This is a genomic window from Bradyrhizobium sp. CSA207 (genome assembly GCF_029051685.1).
Taxonomy (GTDB): domain Bacteria; phylum Pseudomonadota; class Alphaproteobacteria; order Rhizobiales; family Xanthobacteraceae; genus Bradyrhizobium.
The window spans coordinates 106,656-123,268 of the sequence record NZ_JAACFT010000020.1 but is presented as its reverse complement, the minus strand read 5'-3'; the positions used below and the strand labels follow the sequence as shown (position 1 = coordinate 123,268).

Below are 16,613 nucleotides of genomic sequence, written 5' to 3'. Positions count from 1 at the left end.
CGGCCAAAGGGTGATCAGTCTCCCCATGCAATGGTGACCCCGATGTCACCGGGCACGCCGCCTGGGAAGTCGATCACCTGATAGCCGATGCGATAGCCGCGCGGTTTGAGGTATTCGGTCCAGAGCTCGAAGATCTCCTTTGGAATACCCGTCAGCGTTTTCTCCCAGCCCGCCTCCATCTGGTTGATCGCGCGGCCCTTGTCGGTGCACAGGGTATTCGGGAAGCGATAGACCTGCACTTCAGTCAGGCCGTTTCGCACTGCACGCTGGATAATGGTCGAGGCCAGCTTGATCTTCTCGTCCTCGGTCTTGCCGGACGGCTTGCTCAGCCGCTCGATCAGGGCACGTTTCTCGGCTTCGGCCGCGGCGGCGAGGCGCACATATTCTTCAGCCTTCTCGGCCTCTTTGAGGGCCGCTTCCTTGCGGATTTGCGTGGCGTTGGGGATGAGGTCATCGAGGCTGGCCATGGCTGGAAGCTCCTGTTTGGCTGTCGAGCGTCGGTGCTTAGGGCAGGCTAGGGCTGGCAAGGCCAAGTCCTTTGATTCAAATCAAGTGGCTCCATACCGGGCTATTCAACGTGGGCAGGCTTGGATTGTGGGACCAAAGTGGAGAGATACCCTTGAGCGAGCAACTTCACCTGATGGCCCCGCATCATCTGCCGTTCTATCTCGCGCCGGGAAGCGGGACGGATACGCTGATGGTCGTGATGGGGCTCTTCCTGATCGGCACCGTGTTCTGGGTTGGTACGCTCTATTGGAAGCTGCACAGCCTGCCCGAGCGGATGGCTCACAAGTCACAGAAGCTGCAGTTCGAGTTCGTGGCCGTGCTCGGTCTGATCTCCCTGTTTACCCACATGCACATCTTCTGGGTGGCGGGACTATTGTTGGCCTTGATCGACCTTCCGGATTTCGGCACGCCGCTGCGCAGCATCGCCGGTTCCGTCGAGAAGATCGCAGACGCAACGCCGGGACAGCAAAGCGAGGTTGCCGAACCCGGACCGCAGCCACCCGAAAGACCCGGGCCAGCGACGACGGTTGTCAAACCCAACCCGCCGCCGCCCGAGAAACCCGGCGCGGCGAAAGAGAAGGAGCGCAGCCATGTTTGAGCTCATGTTCTGCTCCCTTCTGACCATCCTGCCGGACTACCTCTACCGCCGCTATGTCCAGGGCAAACGGTTCGGCAAGGAGATCACCTTCTTTTCCATTTGGTACGAACTGCGATGGGGCATCACGGGCTGCTTGATGCTCACGGTGTCGCTGATCACCATGATCTTCTACTTTCACCCGTCAACGTCTTCTGCGACGCTCTATTACCGTACGGTGCCCATCCTGCCCGAGGGCTCTGGCCGGGTGGCAGAAGTCAATATCGGCTACAGCGAAGCGGTGAAGAAGGGCGATGTGCTGTTCAGGTTGGACAGTTCGAAGCAGCAAGCGGCTTTGGAGACGGCCAGGCGCAAGATCGCCGAGGTCGACGCCTCGATGACAAGCGCGGAAAGCGACGTGGTCAAGGCCGAAGCGCAGACCCAGGAAGCCAAGGCCGGCCTTCAACAGGCCAAGGACGAACTGGACGTCAAGACCGAGTTGCAGCGCCGTAATCCCGGTATCGTCCCGCAACGCGACATTGAGAAACTACAGGTCGTGGTCAACCAGCGGCAAGCTGGTGTGGACGCGGCCACCGCGTCCAAGACGTCGGCGACGTTGCGGCTTTCAACGCTGTTGCCTGCCGAAAAGGCGAGTGCCCAGGCGGCATTGGCCGAAGCGCAGGTCGATCTGGACAAGACGTTTGTTCGCGCCGGTGTCGACGGACGTGTGGAGCAATTCCTGGTCCGCACAGGTGACGTCGTCAATCAGCTGATGCGGCCCGCGGGCGTGCTGGTGCCGGAGGGCGCCGGCCGCCGCGCCTTGCAAGCCGGCTTTGGTCAGATCGAGGCTCAGGTGATGAAGGTCGGCATGGTGGCGGAAGCAACCTGCATCTCGAAGCCGTGGGTCATCATTCCCATGGTCGTCACCAACGTCCAGGACTACATCGCGGCCGGCCAGTTCCGAAGTGGCGAGCAACTGATCGAGGCGCAGAATGTCGGGCGACCCGGCACGATCCTGGCTTTCCTGGAGCCGCTCTACAAGGGCGGTCTTGAAGGCGTGACGCCGGGCAGCAGCTGCATCGTCAATGCCTATACCAGCAATCACGAGGAGATCTCCGCGAAGGAGACTAGCACCAGCCGGGCAATCGCCCTGCATGTCGTTGATGGTGTCGGCCTCGTTCACGCCATGCTCTTGCGAATTCAGGCGCTGCTGCTGCCGATCAAGACGCTGGTACTCAGCGGACACTGACCGTGTTCGGCTTTGGCTTGAATCGCACTACGGTTCAGCGATACGCCGCAGCTGAGCCGGGGGCGTTAATGAGCGCGTCCGGCCACCGGACGTCCTATCCACTGTGAGCGCCGCATGGCCCTTGCCAAAATGCCGATCTGGCTTCGTTCCCTTATCGTCGCCGGCGCTGTCGTGCTCGTTGTTGGAGCGGGCACGTTCGGCTACCGTTGGTACTCTCGCCCGATGACGCTGACCATCGGGGTCGGATCGCTGGACGGCGAGGCCACGCGTCTGGTCTCGGCACTGGCGAGCAGGCTTGCCGTGGTGAATGCCCCGGTCCGGCTCAAGCTGGTGGAAACGACAAACGCGGTTGATGCTGCCGAGCAGTTTGCGGCCGAGAAGGTCGATCTTGCCGTCGTCCGCGGCGACGTCGGCGACCTTTCGCAGGCGCAGGCCATCGTGGTCCTCGCCCACGCCGTCGTCCTGCTGGTTGCGCCGCCGGGCTCCGCCATTACCGACATCGCCGGGTTGAAGCGCGTCAGCGTCGGCGTGATCGGCGGCGAGATCAATCGCAACATCGTCAATGTCCTCAGCGATGAATACGGGCTGGGGCGTGCCAACGTGACATTCCGCAATCTCCAGCCGACGGATGCCCGGCGCGCACTCGATGCCAAGGAAGTCCGGGCCATTCTGATCGTCGTTCCCCTCGCCGAAAAATATCTGGCTCTATTGCGTGGTCTCTTTCTGCAGACGCCGAAGACTGCGCCGGTCCTCCTTCCCATCGAGGCGGCCGGCGCCATCGCGGAGAAGCAGCGCGCCTACGAAAGTTTTGACGTCCCGAAGGGTACGTTGCGTGGATCGCCTCCCATACCGGGCGAAGATCTGACCACATTGCGGGTCTCTTTTTACGTGGTCGCGCGAAAGGAGCTTAGCGCTGAGATGGCCGGCAGCCTCGCGGACGCGCTGATGAAGGCACGCAGGGATCTGTTGGGTGAGTTGCCGATACTCTCTCAAATGACCGCGCCGAGCACGGATACGGACGCCTTCCTTCCGGTCCATCCCGGCGCCGCAGCATTCTACAACGGAACGCGACAGAGCTTTCTGGACGAATGGGGAAACATCATCTTCCTCGTGCCCATGATTTTCGGCGGCCTCATCTCGGTGTTGGCCGCGGCCTGGAAATTCCTTCGGGTCGCCGACCTTTCGAAGGATGAGCGGGGGGTGGATTCACTTTATGCCCTGGGTGCCAGGATACGCACGACCGAGGTGGATTCGGAACTGTCCGATATCGAGGCCGAGATCGATCGGGTTCTCCAGATGCAGCGCGCCAAGACGGCGGCGGGAGACGAAAACGCGCTCGATGTCACGACGCTGAATGTAGCCGCGCACCGTCTTCAGAGCCTGATCCACGATCGCCGGATTCTGCTGTCTTCGCGGCCGGGCAGCAGCGCCCGAGCGGCGCGGTCGGATCTCGATCGGCCGCCACTTCCGGCCGTGGAGTGAATATGCGCGGACCTCAGCGAGAGCTCCGCGTTCCTTGATCTTGATCAATAGAGGATTCTGATCGTTCAAGATGCTTGCCCCGGCGAGGCCTCTAGGGAGGATGTGATGTTTCGTTGCGGCAAGCCCCTGATCGCGATGGCGCTGCTCTCGGCATTAACGGTCGCCGCGGCCGCCCAAACGGCTGACAAGCCTCTCGCCGCAGGCGGTCAGGCGCAACCGCCGGGCCAGGCGCCGCCGACTGTGGAATTGCTCAAGCCCGAGCAGGTCGAAGCGCTGGTGGCGCCGATCGGGCTCTATCCCGACGAACTGCTCGCCAATGTGCTGGCGGCATCCACCTATCCTCTGGAAGTCGTGCAGGCCGATCGCTGGCTGAAAGAGCGCAAGACTCTGAAGGGCGATGCCCTGAAAACCGAGGTCGAGAAGCAGGCTTGGGACGACAGCATCAAGGCGCTGGCCTCGACCGCCGAGGTGTTGACCATGATGAGCGACAAGCTCGACTGGACCAAGGCGCTAGGCGACGCCGTGCTGGCGCAGCAGCCGGACGTGATGGATGCGGTCCAGCGGCTGCGGACCAAGGCCTACGACAACAAAAAGCTGGTCACCACTAAGCAGCAAAAGGTGAGCGTCAAGACCGAGGAAAGCAGGCAGGTGATCGTGATCGAACCGGCCGTGCCCGATACGATGTACGTTCCGTATTATGAGCCTGCGACGGTTTACGGCGCGTGGCCCTACACCGAATATCCGCCATATTACTTCGGCTATCCCTCCTATATCGGCGCGGGCGTTGTCGCGGCGGGTCTTGCTTTCGGCACCGCCTGGGCCATCGGCCGCTGGGGCAATTATTGGGGCGGCGGCTGCAACTGGGGCAACCGCAACGTCTATATCAATCATCGGACCACGAATATCGGTAGTGGCTGGCAACACAACCCGTCGCATCGCCAAGGGGTGCGCTACAACAATGCGAACGTTCAGCAGCGCTTCGGCAACAGCAACCTCAAGGCCGGTGCCGCCGACCGGATGGATTTCCGCGGCCGCGACGGACAGCAGGTGTTGAAGCCGGGACAGGATCGGCCAGGTGCGGGAGATCGTGCCGGCGACCGTGCCGGGGACCGCGCAGGTGATCGAGGTGGTGACCGACAAGGCGCGGGGGATCGTACCAAGGCGGGAGGCGATCGCGCCAAAGGCGGCGGCGATCGCGCGGCCAAGGGGAGTGGTGCCAAGAATGCGGGCGCGAAGAATGCCGGCGCCAAAGCAGGTGGTGCCAAGGGCGGCGGCGCCAAGGCCGCGAACCGCGGCGGTGGCGGCGGCGCGCTGAACGTGTCGTCGGGTCGGTCGGCGGCCGCTGCATCGGCCCGTGGTCATGCGAGCATGGCGAGCATGGGTCCGCGCGGCGGCGGCGGACGGCGTTCTGATATCGCGCTGAAACACGATGTCGTTCTGCTCGGCCATCTCGCCAGCGGCCTTGGTTACTACCGCTTCAGCTATATCGGCAGCGACAAGGCCTATGTCGGCGTGATTGCGCAGGAGGTCGAAGACGTGAAGCCAGAAGCCGTCACCCGCGGAGCCGACGGCTATCTCCGGGTTTATTACGAAAAGATCGGTCTGAAATTCCGTACCTATCGCGATTGGCTTGCCGGCGGCGCGAGGATTCCAGCGGAGGTGCGGCAATGATGGGCTTGAAGTCGCTTCATCGTGCGGCCTTGCCGGCCGTCGTGGCGCTGGCGCTCATGAGTTCGCCATCCCAGGCGCAGCAGTCCTATCCGACACCGGAGGATGCAGCAGCGGCGCTCGCCGCCGCCGTCAAGAGTGGGCCGGACCGGGCCATCCTGAAAGTCCTCGGCAGCGCCGCCGAGGACATCGTTTCGTCAGGTGATGAGGTCGCCGACGTCGACATCCGGCAGCGCTTCACCTCAATGTATGATGCCAGGCATTCGATCAAGACGGAGGGTAACAAGAAGGCGACGCTGATGCTAGGCTCGGACGACTTCCCGTTCCCGATCCCGCTCGTCAACACCAAGACCGGCTGGGAATTCGATACCGCCGAAGGCCGCATCGAAGTGCTGTATCGCCGCATCGGTCGCAATGAGCTCGACGCGATCCAGACCAGTCTCGCCTTTGTCGATGCCGAGAACGAATACGCCGACAAGGATCGCGGCGAGGGGGCCGGCGTGTACGCACAGCGCATCGTCAGCAGTGCGGGCAAGAAAGACGGGCTGTTCTGGCGCGACGACAACGACCAGAGCCCGCTCGGCGCACTGGCGGCGCAGGCTTCGGCTGAAGGCTACAAGGCCGAGGAGAGCCCGGCGCCCTATCACGGCTACTATTTCCGCATCCTGAAAGGGCAGGGGTCAAACGCGCCAGGCGGCGCGCTCAACTATGTCGTCAAGGGCAAGATGATCGGAGGCTTTGCGCTCGTCGCCTGGCCCGCCGAATACGGCAATTCCGGCGTTATGACCTTCCTGGTCAATCATGCTGGCGTCGTCTACCAGAAGGATCTCGGACCTCGGACCAAGGCCCTGGCTCCCCGCATCAGCGCGTTCGATCCGGACCAGACCTGGAAGAAGGTCGATGTTTCGAAACCCTGAGCAACGCACGGAGATATTGCGCCAGCCTGTTTGGCGTCTGCCTGCCCTCGTGCTGCTCGCACTCCTCGTGCCGATGACCCCCTCGTTTGCGCAGGCCTCCGCGCACGTCCGTATCAAGATCATAAAAGCGGGGCTGCTCGTCGGTGGTGGCGCTGGGACCGGCGTGCTGACTTATCGCGGCCGCCATTATCCGTTCCGCGTCACCGGATTGAGCTTGGGCTTTACCGCCGGCGCTACAGTTGGGCGGCTCGAGGGCCGGGCTTCAGGCATTCGAGAGGTCAGCGATTTTGCCGGCACGTACAGCTCGGTCGGCGGCGGGGCCGCCCTGATCGGCGGCATCAATGGTGCTCAGCTGCGCAACGACAAAGGAGTCACGATGGTGCTGCAGGGTCCAAAGGCTGGCGTGGAGTTTGCTGCCAACCTCAGCACGATCATGATCTCTCTGAGGTGAGCGTGTACCTGTCCGCACTCCGGTCAGCATCGAGGCTTCTTGGACGCGCTGGTCTTGTGCTTGCGTTGGTCGTCCTCGGCGAAATCCGGACCTCACATGCGGGACCGCTTACGCCGTTTCGCTATCAGGAGCAGGCACAACGGCACTGCCCCGAGGACGAAGTGGTCTGGCTCGATTTCCGCGTGGGCCGGTACTATTCTCGAAAGCAAAAGCGCTACGGCTCTGGCCTTGACGGCAGTTACGTTTGCCGGAAAGAGGCCATAGCAAGTGGTTTTGGCCGGTCGTTGCTGGGGCTGCGGTAGAGCATTGCGATGGGGGTGTAACGCGGAACGAATCGTGATTGTCTCAAACCGTTATTGCGCCGAAGACTGAGCGGAGATTGGCATTTCCAGCTCGAAAACGGAGCCTTTGACGTCCGATTTGACCAGTCTCAGCTTTCCTCCACACCTTGCGACCAAGTTGGAGGAGATGGCCAGTCCCAATCCCATACCGCCTTGTTTCGTCGTGAAGAACGGGTCGAAGATGCGCTCTTGATGACGCGGTGTGATGCCGGTGCCCGAGTCCTCGACGGACAAATGGACCATGGTGCCACCATCAAGACCGGTTTTCATACGGAGCTTTCGTTGATCGGCGGGGACCGAGCTCATTGCGTCAATCGCGTTCTTGCAGAGGTTCAAGACAATCTGCTGAAGCTCCGTGCTGTCCAGGGCGACTGGAGGAATGTTGCCCTCAAACTCCGTAGCTACTGATACCCCATTGGCCAGGAGATCGTGCTTCAACAGTCTCAGCGCAAGCTCTGCGACATCCTCGACGTTTGTCAAAGCGCCGCCGTGCGCCGTTTTGATTGTCATCTCGCGAATGCTCGATATGATGTCAGCGGCCCGGTTACCGTCGGCTTCGATGTCAAAGAGGATGTTCTCGAGGTCCTCCAGTTCAGGGGAGGCAGCTCGCAGGTGACTCAGGCCTGTCGCAGCATTGAGCGAGATGGCCCCTAATGGCGATCTCAGCTCATGGGCGATCGCACCAGTGACCGCGTCGATGCTCAGAAGCCGGTTCGCTCGTTCGCGTCGCTGCAGGGCAGTGACGCTGGCGAGGCGCGAATAGAGAAACATCGTTTCGATGAGCAATACGGTCAGCAACATGCAACTGCCGATCAGCACGAAACCGCGTGCTGCGTACCAACCGATGGTGAATCGAACCGAGCTGCCGATGATCGCCACAAGGAAATTGGGCAAGTAGGCGAGCAAAGTCACCATCAGCCAGAGGTCAAGAATGGTGCGCATGCGCACAAACAAGACGGTGAGAGTCGTCACATTCCACAGCAAAAGTATCAGGTTGACCTGATTACCGAGAGGCGTCTGATGCCTGACGTCGTTCACGTAGAAGCTAGGGAGAAATTCGGCTTTCGCGGTCACCATCCACGTCAGTCCTGCCACGGTGGCGGCGATGCAGCCGATAGCAATTGCGATCGCGGCTATTGCAGGTCTGCCTGGTCTGTCGGCGGTGGAATGATCCTTCGTGAACCCGTAGACCAAGATAGCCGCGGGAAAAGCCGTGTGCCAAAGCACGTAAAGCCAAGCGGGGCTATCCAGTCCATCCCCAATGACACCTGCGGGAGCGTATCCGTTCGGAAAGGCGAGTGTTTGCAAAAATGCGAACGATCCGCTGAAGACGTATCCACTTGCGAGTGCGAGAAGTGCCCGCTGAGGTTGGATCGCAAATTGAGCAAACAGCAGGGCTGCCGTGATGAGCTCGGCCAGGGCCAATGCGGTCTGCAATACTGGAACGAAGCCATTGATCTGGCCCAATTGGATCCGGGCGAACGGCGCGATGACCGCTGCAAGGACGATGAGCAAGACGGCTACACCCACCGCCCAGGCCTTTTGGCGAGGGGTTGCGGGCATGTTCGCGATGATCAATGGGAATTCTTGCTCATCATCGTGAGTGGGCTCGGCGGTCGCGGTGGCCGATCGCTGGCCCGCTTGCGCAATGCCCGGCCCTGATGCTGTTGCACCGCCGACAAGTCCCATGAACTTGCGCTGGCTCATGCCGCCTCCGGGGCACCACGAGACAGCATCTTACTCGTCCTCACGCCTGTTGGAAGCCCGTAAGGGTGAGGATTGGCCTATTCGAGTGCGTCAGCCGACGGACGTCCCGGTCGCTCCAGAGGACGTCTTTTCTGTCGGTCGTTCACAGCCAATTGAGCCGTCGCACCATCTACGCCGAAAACTTGACCAGGTATCATTCTCGCTGCACTAGGCTTGACCGGCATTGCTGTCCCTCTTCAAGTCGGAGTTTCCATTTCGATTGACGCGAAGCGCGTTCCCGCGTTTCATCGAGGCGTTCCACTAGGAACACCGACAAATAGGCAGTCCGAATGTTTCAGTAGAAATCCATCTGGGCTACAAACATGTGTAACGCCCGATTGCTGGGCGCACTTGTTGCTATTCCAGTCCGCCGACAAAAAGGGATAAGTTTCTGGGATATCAAGACTATCGCTTTTCCGTGGCGCCCATGATGGATTGGAGCGATTCACAGTCCCATATAAGGGGCCGAATTCTCAGACGTGCTGAGCCTCAGATCGATCCTTGCTCCATTTTGGCAACGGATCTAACCACGCCCTGCTTCCCACCGGAAATGGTGCCACGGGTCGCACGTCGGTACGCGCCTCTTCTAAGCCAGTTCTGCAGCGCATGATTATGAGCAATCAATGTGCCTAGCGCAGCAAATACGGCACTGCTGATTGCCTGCTGCTGACTGCGCAGATGATTTTCGAGCAGCTTGTGCGAATTGCGCGGATAAGGCAGAGGATCATCTGACGTGACAGCGGAATATCGAAGGCTTTTTTCCTGCCGCCCTTTGGTTTGAGAATGTGCAGCGTACGGCGCCGAAAATCTACGTGTTCTGGCTTTGCTTCCTGGAGCGCGGTGGGCCGAGATCCGCAAAGGAGAGTGAAGAGGTGGAACTCTTTACGTACGGGGTTGTCGAGGACGGCAAGCTCCACAAACCAGCCCTTCAGGTCGACCGGTCCCATCCCAGTGTTGCGGCGCTCGTCGACATTCCAGTCGACAGCATCGGCTGGGTTATCTGACGGCAACGACCTGTTCGTCTTCCGAGCATGATTGTAGATGGCTCGCAGGGTCCGCATGCTGCCATTGGCCATGTACGGCCCGTTCTCCCTTGTGACCTCGTCGTGCTTGTTGGCCACCCGAGATGGATCGGTTGCGAGCTCATGGAGAGTGGTGTCGAGCCATTCTGCAAAATGCGATCGACGTGGTCGCGGTAGCCCTCGATTGTCTTTTCGCTGCGGTTCTTCCGCATCAGATGAGCCTCGAGATACCGCTCCCAGGCCTGCCTGAGAGTGATGCTCGCGACTGTCCCGCCAACCGCCATCACTGGAGCGGAATGCGCTCCGTTGGCTTGTTTGTCGTTCTTCGGGTGCCGCCCGCGGCTAATCTGGGCCAAGTACTCTTTGGCAGTGGCGCGCAGCTCGGGTCGACATCTCACTAGCGTCGCCAATGGAAACCCTAATGGATGAAGCTCGCTTGCCTCCCCGCCTGAGGTCGCCCTGGACGGTAAAAGTCCTCCGTCGCTTTCCGATAACTACGAAAAAGCCCCTCAATTCTGTATCACGCGCCAAGTACCAGCCTTCCTTCGGAGCAGGTAATTGAGCGATCGTCTTGTCGGTGAGGGGAATTCGGATATCGGCCATGCGAGAATCCAAGACCGCCAAAACGGATTTCAAACGGTGTTGGCGGATTCGGGCAATTGGAAGGGTTGAGTTCGACGGAAGGATGAATGGGTCCCGGGCTCCAGGGTGGTCTATCTGAAGAACCCGACTTACAAGCCGCGTCAGGAGCCGGCGAGCGGCCTGGCCGGTGGCAAGATCGTCAAGGTCGATCGCGTTGAATGGCACTACATTCCGGATGCGCAGACCGCGCTCAACGCATTGCAGGCCGGTGAGATCGACCTCTTCGAGGAAGTTCCGCCGGACTTCTTGCCAACGCTCGCCGGGAACCCCGATATCAAGACCATGCCGCAGGATACGCTGGGTATGCAGATGGTGTTCCGCATGAATACGGCGGTGCTGCCTTCAACAACCAGAAGGTCCGTCAGGCGATCAGCTACATGATCGATCAGGAAAAGTTCGCAAGAGCCTATGTCAGCGATCCAAAACTCTACAAGAACTGCCCGAGCTTCTTCATGTGCTCATCACCCTACTTCACGGCAGACGGCCGGGTGAAGCCGGATATTGAGAAGGCGAAGAAGCTGATCGCCGAGAGTGGATATGATGGTACGCCGGTCGTGGTGCTGCATGCCACCGAGAGCGGCCCGACCAACACGTTCAGCCTCGTCGCCGAGCAACTGATGCGGCAGATCGGCCTCAAAGTCGAGCCGCAGGCGATGGACTGGGCCACGCTGGTCGGACGCCGCGCCTCGAAGGAGACGGTCGACAAAGGGGCTGGTCGCTCTTCATGTCGGGGCCGACGGGCGCAGACATGTTCGAGCCGGTGGGACATCTCGGTCTTCGCGCCAACTGTGCGAAGGCATGGTTCGGCTGGCCCTGCGACGAGAAAATCGAGAAACTGCGCAGCGACTTCGCGCTGGCGACCGACGCCGAGCTGAAGAAGAAGATCGCGAGCGAACTCCAACTCCGAGCGGTCGAGTATGTACCTTACTGGCCGGCGGCGCAGCTTTACCTGGTGCGGGCAGTGCGCGGCAACGTTGACGGCATCGTGAAGGCGGCGGTCCCGGCCTATTGGAACATCGCCAAGAAGTAAATTTCGCGACGCTCAGGTTAACGGGATTCGTTGCCTTTGCGCGCCAACGGGCACAGCGCAAGTGCATTGCGGCCGCCAACGCCCTAAGATCGTGACCGTCAGTCAATGACCATTGGTGGAGTGATTTTCAGAATGCGCGGCAGTCGACAAACGGCCCAGCGCCGACTGGCCGGGCAAATTGCGCGCGTGGGTTCGTGCGGCAGTGGACGGCTATTTTCGAAACCGTGGAAATCCACGACCTCATGTTCCATGAACCGGTCCCGGCCTCGACGTCCGGCAACGCCCGGGAATATGGCCTCGAGGGCATGGAGGAATATCTCGAGACCAAGGCCGTGCTCGGATTTTACCGATAGAGCGTCATCTCCAGGACAATCCCTTTCCAGGACAATCCTTCGAAATCAGGTTGCCGACATCGCGCTACGAGAGGTGATGACGCGGACCGCGCGCGGTCTTGATGGCGACATTTCGTTTTGCTGAGATATCGCGCTCGGCGGGCACGTGCTGCCGGAGCATCCAGGGAGAGGGAAGCACGAGATGAAGATGATCAAGGGACCGGCGATATTCCTCGCCCAGTTCACGGCCGATGCGGCGCCGTTCAACTCCTTCGACGCGATCTGCGAATGGGCTGCCTCGCTCGGCTATGAGGGGATTCAGATCCCGAGCTGGGACAGGCGACTCTTCGACCTCAACAAGGCGTCCGAGTCCCAGGACTATGCCGATGAGGTGAGGGGGATAGCGGCCGAACATCGCCTTTCCATCACCGAACTCTCGACCCATCTTCAGGGCCAGCTCGTCGCCGTGCATCCGGCTTATGACGCAGCATTCGACGGCTTCGCCGTACCGGAGGTGCGCGGCAATCCCAAGGCCCGCACCGAGTGGGCCGTCGACCAGGTCAAGCGCGCAATTCGCGCCTCAGGACGCCTCGGGCTCACGGCGCAGGCGACCTTCTCCGGCGCGTTGGCCTGGCCCTATGTCTATCCCTGGCCGCAGCGTCCAGCCGGCCTTATCGAGGCCGCCTTCGACGAGCTCGCCAAGCGCTGGCGCCCGATCCTCGACTATGCGGACGAGCACGGTGTCGATCTCGCCTATGAGATACATCCCGGCGAGGACCTTCACGACGGCGTCTCCTATGAGATGTTTCTCGATCGGGTGAAGGGCCACAAGCGCGCCAACCTGCTCTACGATCCGTCGCACTTCGTGCTGCAGCAGCTCGACTATCTCGCCTACATCGACATCTACCACGAGCGCATCAAAGCCTTCCACGTCAAGGATGCCGAGTTCAACCCGACGGGCCGCCAAGGCGTCTATGGCGGGTTCCAGAGCTGGGTCGACCGTGCCGGCCGCTTTCGCTCGCCAGGCGATGGACAGATCGATTTCGGCGCGATCTTCTCGAAGCTGACGCAGTACGATTACGATAGCTGGGCGGTGCTGGAATGGGAATGCGCGCTGAAGCATCCTGAGCAGGGCGCGCGCGAGGGCGCCGAATTCATCAAAAGGCACATCATCCGGGTGACCGAGAAGCCGTTCGACGATTTCGCGGGCTCCGGCGCCGACGACCGGATGAACCGCAAAATGCTCGGCATCTCCTGAGCGAGGAACAAGAAATGGTTATTGAGGCAAGCGGCGGGGGCGGCGGTCATGCTCGTATCCGGCTGGGCATGGTCGGCGGCGGTCAAGGGGCCTTTATCGGGTCCGTCCATCGTACCGCCGCGCGTATCGACGACCAGTTTGTGCTGACGGCCGGTGCTCTGGCGTCGGATCCGGCGCGAGCAAAAGCCTCCGCGCGAGAACTCGGTATCGCCGACGGCCGCGCCTATACCTCTTTCGAAGAGATGGCGAAGGCGGAGGCGGCGCGCCCGGACGGCATCGAGGCGGTCTCGATCGTGACCCCCAACCACCTGCACGCCCCGGTCGCCAGGGCGTTCCTTGAAGCCGGCATCCACGTCATCTGCGACAAACCGCTCACCAGGAGCCTCGCCGAGGCAGAGGAACTGGTGGAGCTGGTCAGGAAGACGGGCAAGATTTTCGTCGTGACGCACAACTACACGGGCTATCCCATGGTCCGACAGGCCCGCGCCATGGTGGCGAACGGCGATCTCGGCGAGATCCGGCTAGTTCAGGCCGAATATCTGCAGGATTGGCTGACGGAGCCATTGGAAGCAAGCGGCCACAAGCAGGCCGCGTGGCGCACGGACCCGACCCGTTCCGGCGCTGGCGGTTGCATTGGCGACATCGGCACCCACGCCTACAATCTTGCCTGCTTCGTCACAGGTCTCGAGCTTGAGGAACTGCTCGCGCAACTTTCGACCTTCGTCGGCGGCCGGCGTCTCGATGACGATGTCCAGATCCTCCTCAAGTGGAAGGGCGGTGCCAAAGGGATGCTTTGGGCGAGCCAGGTCGCGGTCGGCAATGAGAACGGCCTGACGCTGCGCGTCTATGGGACCAAGGGCGGGCTCGAATGGGCACAAGAAAATCCGAACTATCTCTGGTTCACGCGTTACGGGCAGCCCAAGCAGTTCCTGACCCGCGGCGGTGCCGGGGCCTTGGTCGAGGCGGGCCGCGTCACCCGCGTGCCATCGGGGCACCCCGAAGGATATCTCGAGGGTTTTGCAACGATCTATGCTGAGGCAGCGCGCGCCATTCGTGCGGCGCAGGCCGGCAAAGCACCGGATCCGGCGGTGATTTTCCCGACCGTCGAGGATGGCCTCGCCGGCATGAAATTCATCGACGCTGCGGTGAATTCGTCTGCAAGCAATGGCGCCTGGATTCGAATGACGTAGATGCCGACAGTTCTGTTGAGCTGAACCTGGCTGCGTGGCGGTGCCGATCGCGCCTTACGACGCGTTTGGACGCTTCAGTCCGACAGGTTCGCCGGCCGGCTTGACACTCACTGCTGATGTTCTCATTATGTTCCATCAAGAGTTTCCTCGAACCGTGACGGACGAACGGTCGGATGGCGACGACAGCCACCATCCTCCATGCGGACCTGGACGCCTTCTATGCTTCGGTAGAGCAGCTGCTTGATCCTTCATTGCGCGGCAAGGCCGTCGCCGTCGGCGGCGGAGTTGTACTTGCCGCGTCTTACGAGGCTAAGGCGTTCGGGGTCCACGGAGGGATGCCGGGACGGCGAGCGCGCGAGCTCTGTCCGCAACTCACTTTTGTGAGCGGGCATTTTGAGGAATATCGGCGACTGGGCGACGCCGCCATCACGCTGATCGGCGATTTCACGCCTATGGTGGAGCGGATTTCCATCGACGAGGCCTTCGCCGACGTTGCTGGCTGCACCCATCTGTTCGGTCCACCCGACGAAATTGCGAGGACAATCCGCCAACGCGTCCGGGCTGAACTCGGCCTTCCGATTTCGGTTGGCGTGGCTCGCACCAAGCATCTCGCAAAGATTGCCTCGCAAGTGGCCAAGCCCGATGGGCTGGTGGTCGTCGATCCCGACAGAGAGTTGCAATTCCTTCACGATCTGCCGGTCGAGCTGATGTGGGGAGTTGGTCCAGTCACAAAAGCGCGGCTCGCCAAGATTGGCGTGCTCACAATCGGAGAGTTGGCAAAGACACCGGGAGGCTCGCTTGAGCGGCTGCTCGGTCCTGCGGCAGGAGAGAAGCTTGCAGCGCTGGCATGGAATCGTGATCCACGCGACGTCAAGGCTGACCGCGGAGCCCGATCGGCGGGAGCACAATCGGCGATCGGCAGGAAGCCTGCCGAAGAGCGGGTTTTTCGACCAACCCTGCTTCACCTCGCAGACCGAATCGGCTCCCGGCTCCGGGCCAAGGGCAGGCCGGGCCGAACCGTGACGGTCCGCGTTCGCTTCGCCGGCCTGAACTCGGCTACGCGCTCGGTAACGCTCGACGCGCCTATCGCGGCGACCATGATCCTTGCCGAACTCGCCGAGGACCTGGTGCGTGCCGTCCTCGCAGATCACCCTGACGAGAAGACCATTTCGCTCCTCGCAATCTCCGTCTCGCATCTCGAGGAAGATTGGGATCTTGAGCTGGAGCTTCCGCTTGGGCTTCGAGATGAACGGCGCCGCCCCGGCAGCAAAATAGGCATGGCGCGTTGGGCGGCCGACCGTGCCGTCGATAAGATCCGCGATCGTTTTGGATGGGATGCGATCGGATACGGCTCCGTGGCGCTCGGCATCCCGCGTTCGGTTCCTGACGAGTTTCGCGAGCTCGCCGAAAAGGACCTGTGACCGTTAACGCGTGGTCGAACCAAGGATAGTGCGTCCGCCGGTCTACCCGAGAACGCCGTGCTCCTGATGGATTGGCTGACCAATTACGCCCGATGGCGAAGATGCCTCGCCCGGTGATCTTGCCGTCCCGCAAATCGGTCACCGCGTGCAAGGCATCGCGAAGCCCGTAGCTGTGGGTGACAAGGGCGCGGAGACCGACGGCTGCATCGTCGAACCACCCGACGTAGGTCGCGACGTCGCGATCGCCTTGCGTATCGCCGCCGAAACATCCCTTGATCGCGATTCCGTGCAGCTGGATGAAGCGTAGATCAAGCTCCGCCGGCCGATGCGCCACGCCGACGATGACGACGGTGCCGCCGGGGCCAAACCCCGCCCGGCCCTTGCGCACGATGGCGAGTGCGTCTGAGAAGGTCGAGGGCGCGGCGACACAGTCGATCACGTGATCTACTCCGCTCACCCCCTTGCTCGCCCCCATTGGGCGATGGTCTCGACTAGCCCCGTGCTCGCCGTATTGATGAGTTGCGTGGCTCCGAGTCGGTAAGCGAGGCTGAGCTTCTCCTCGTTCGGGATAGCCGACGATGGCCTGCGTCACTGTGTTGTCCAGGACCTAACGGGATGGCAAGCGCTGTCGGGAAAAGCCGGCGTGATGCTATGCGCGCCGCCTCGATCTGCCCAAATCCACGACGCAGCGGATCTTGCAAACATTCGCGACGACCGGCTGGCTGTGTACGGTCGGCGGGGAAGCGACTCGCTGGCAGATCGGCCGTCGTGTGCTCCACCTTC

Annotated in this window: 14 protein-coding genes and 1 pseudogene; 12 read left to right on the top strand and 3 right to left on the bottom strand. The window is 61.4% G+C overall.

What is annotated here, in order from left to right:
* Window positions 1-14: 14 nt before the first annotated feature.
* On the bottom strand, window positions 15-467 hold the full coding sequence (locus GWG65_RS23090; RefSeq protein WP_275197868.1) for a hypothetical protein: 453 nt from the start codon (window positions 465-467) through the stop codon (window positions 15-17).
* Between the two features lie 173 nt (window positions 468-640).
* On the opposite strand from GWG65_RS23090, the gene GWG65_RS23085 reads away from it, so the two are divergent.
* The 6 genes from GWG65_RS23085 (at window position 641) to GWG65_RS23060 (ending at window position 6,848) form a co-directional block, all read left to right on the top strand.
* Complete coding sequence (locus GWG65_RS23085) at window positions 641-1,105, top strand: hypothetical protein (protein WP_275197915.1); 465 nt, start codon at window positions 641-643, stop codon at window positions 1,103-1,105.
* Window positions 1,098-2,330 (top strand): biotin/lipoyl-binding protein, encoded by a 1,233-nt coding sequence (locus GWG65_RS23080; protein WP_275197914.1) that lies wholly within the window; start codon window positions 1,098-1,100, stop codon window positions 2,328-2,330. The genes GWG65_RS23085 and GWG65_RS23080 overlap by 8 nt, the downstream gene beginning before the upstream one ends.
* A gap of 114 nt (window positions 2,331-2,444) precedes the next feature.
* The gene (locus tag GWG65_RS23075; RefSeq protein ID WP_275197867.1) at window positions 2,445-3,812 is read left to right on the top strand and encodes a TAXI family TRAP transporter solute-binding subunit; all 1,368 of its coding nucleotides are present in this window, start codon (window positions 2,445-2,447) and stop codon (window positions 3,810-3,812) included.
* Between the two features lie 105 nt (window positions 3,813-3,917).
* Complete coding sequence (locus tag GWG65_RS23070) at window positions 3,918-5,483, top strand: DUF3300 domain-containing protein (RefSeq protein WP_275197866.1); 1,566 nt, start codon at window positions 3,918-3,920, stop codon at window positions 5,481-5,483.
* Window positions 5,480-6,397 (top strand): DUF2950 domain-containing protein, encoded by a 918-nt coding sequence (locus tag GWG65_RS23065; protein ID WP_275197865.1) that lies wholly within the window; start codon window positions 5,480-5,482, stop codon window positions 6,395-6,397. Before GWG65_RS23070 ends, GWG65_RS23065 begins: the two co-directional genes overlap by 4 nt.
* The gene (locus GWG65_RS23060) at window positions 6,381-6,848 is read left to right on the top strand and encodes a hypothetical protein (RefSeq protein ID WP_275197864.1); all 468 of its coding nucleotides are present in this window, start codon (window positions 6,381-6,383) and stop codon (window positions 6,846-6,848) included. The genes GWG65_RS23065 and GWG65_RS23060 overlap by 17 nt, the downstream gene beginning before the upstream one ends.
* A 353-nt stretch (window positions 6,849-7,201) precedes the next feature.
* Here GWG65_RS23060 and GWG65_RS23050 read toward each other — a convergent pair whose 3' ends face one another.
* Window positions 7,202-8,896 carry an MASE4 domain-containing protein gene (locus GWG65_RS23050; RefSeq protein ID WP_275197862.1) on the bottom strand — a complete coding sequence of 565 codons (1,695 nt, stop codon included), beginning with the start codon at window positions 8,894-8,896 and terminating at the stop codon, window positions 7,202-7,204.
* Window positions 8,897-9,564: 668 nt separating this feature from the next.
* Entirely contained in the window at window positions 9,565-10,011 is a 447-nt protein-coding gene (locus tag GWG65_RS23045; protein ID WP_275197861.1) for a hypothetical protein, read from the bottom strand.
* 642 nt (window positions 10,012-10,653) lie between these two features.
* On the opposite strand from GWG65_RS23045, the pseudogene GWG65_RS23040 reads away from it, so the two are divergent.
* From GWG65_RS23040 to GWG65_RS23015, 6 genes and pseudogenes are all read left to right on the top strand, one after another.
* Window positions 10,654-10,980, top strand: a pseudogene (locus GWG65_RS23040) (ABC transporter substrate-binding protein); the annotation flags it as partial.
* A 343-nt stretch (window positions 10,981-11,323) separates the two neighbouring features.
* Window positions 11,324-11,629, top strand: a complete 306-nt coding sequence (locus tag GWG65_RS23035) for a hypothetical protein (RefSeq protein ID WP_275197860.1) — start codon at window positions 11,324-11,326, stop codon at window positions 11,627-11,629.
* Between the two features lie 534 nt (window positions 11,630-12,163).
* On the top strand, window positions 12,164-13,219 hold the full coding sequence (locus GWG65_RS23030; protein WP_275197859.1) for a sugar phosphate isomerase/epimerase: 1,056 nt from the start codon (window positions 12,164-12,166) through the stop codon (window positions 13,217-13,219).
* Window positions 13,220-13,233: 14 nt separating this feature from the next.
* Window positions 13,234-14,409 (top strand): Gfo/Idh/MocA family oxidoreductase, encoded by a 1,176-nt coding sequence (locus GWG65_RS23025; protein WP_275197858.1) that lies wholly within the window; start codon window positions 13,234-13,236, stop codon window positions 14,407-14,409.
* A gap of 173 nt (window positions 14,410-14,582) precedes the next feature.
* A complete protein-coding gene (gene dinB, locus GWG65_RS23020; RefSeq protein WP_275197857.1) occupies window positions 14,583-15,830 on the top strand; it encodes a DNA polymerase IV in 1,248 nt (415 codons plus the stop codon).
* 172 nt (window positions 15,831-16,002) lie between these two features.
* The gene (locus GWG65_RS23015; protein ID WP_275197856.1) at window positions 16,003-16,137 is read left to right on the top strand and encodes a hypothetical protein; all 135 of its coding nucleotides are present in this window, start codon (window positions 16,003-16,005) and stop codon (window positions 16,135-16,137) included.
* Window positions 16,138-16,613: the final 476 nt, after the last annotated feature.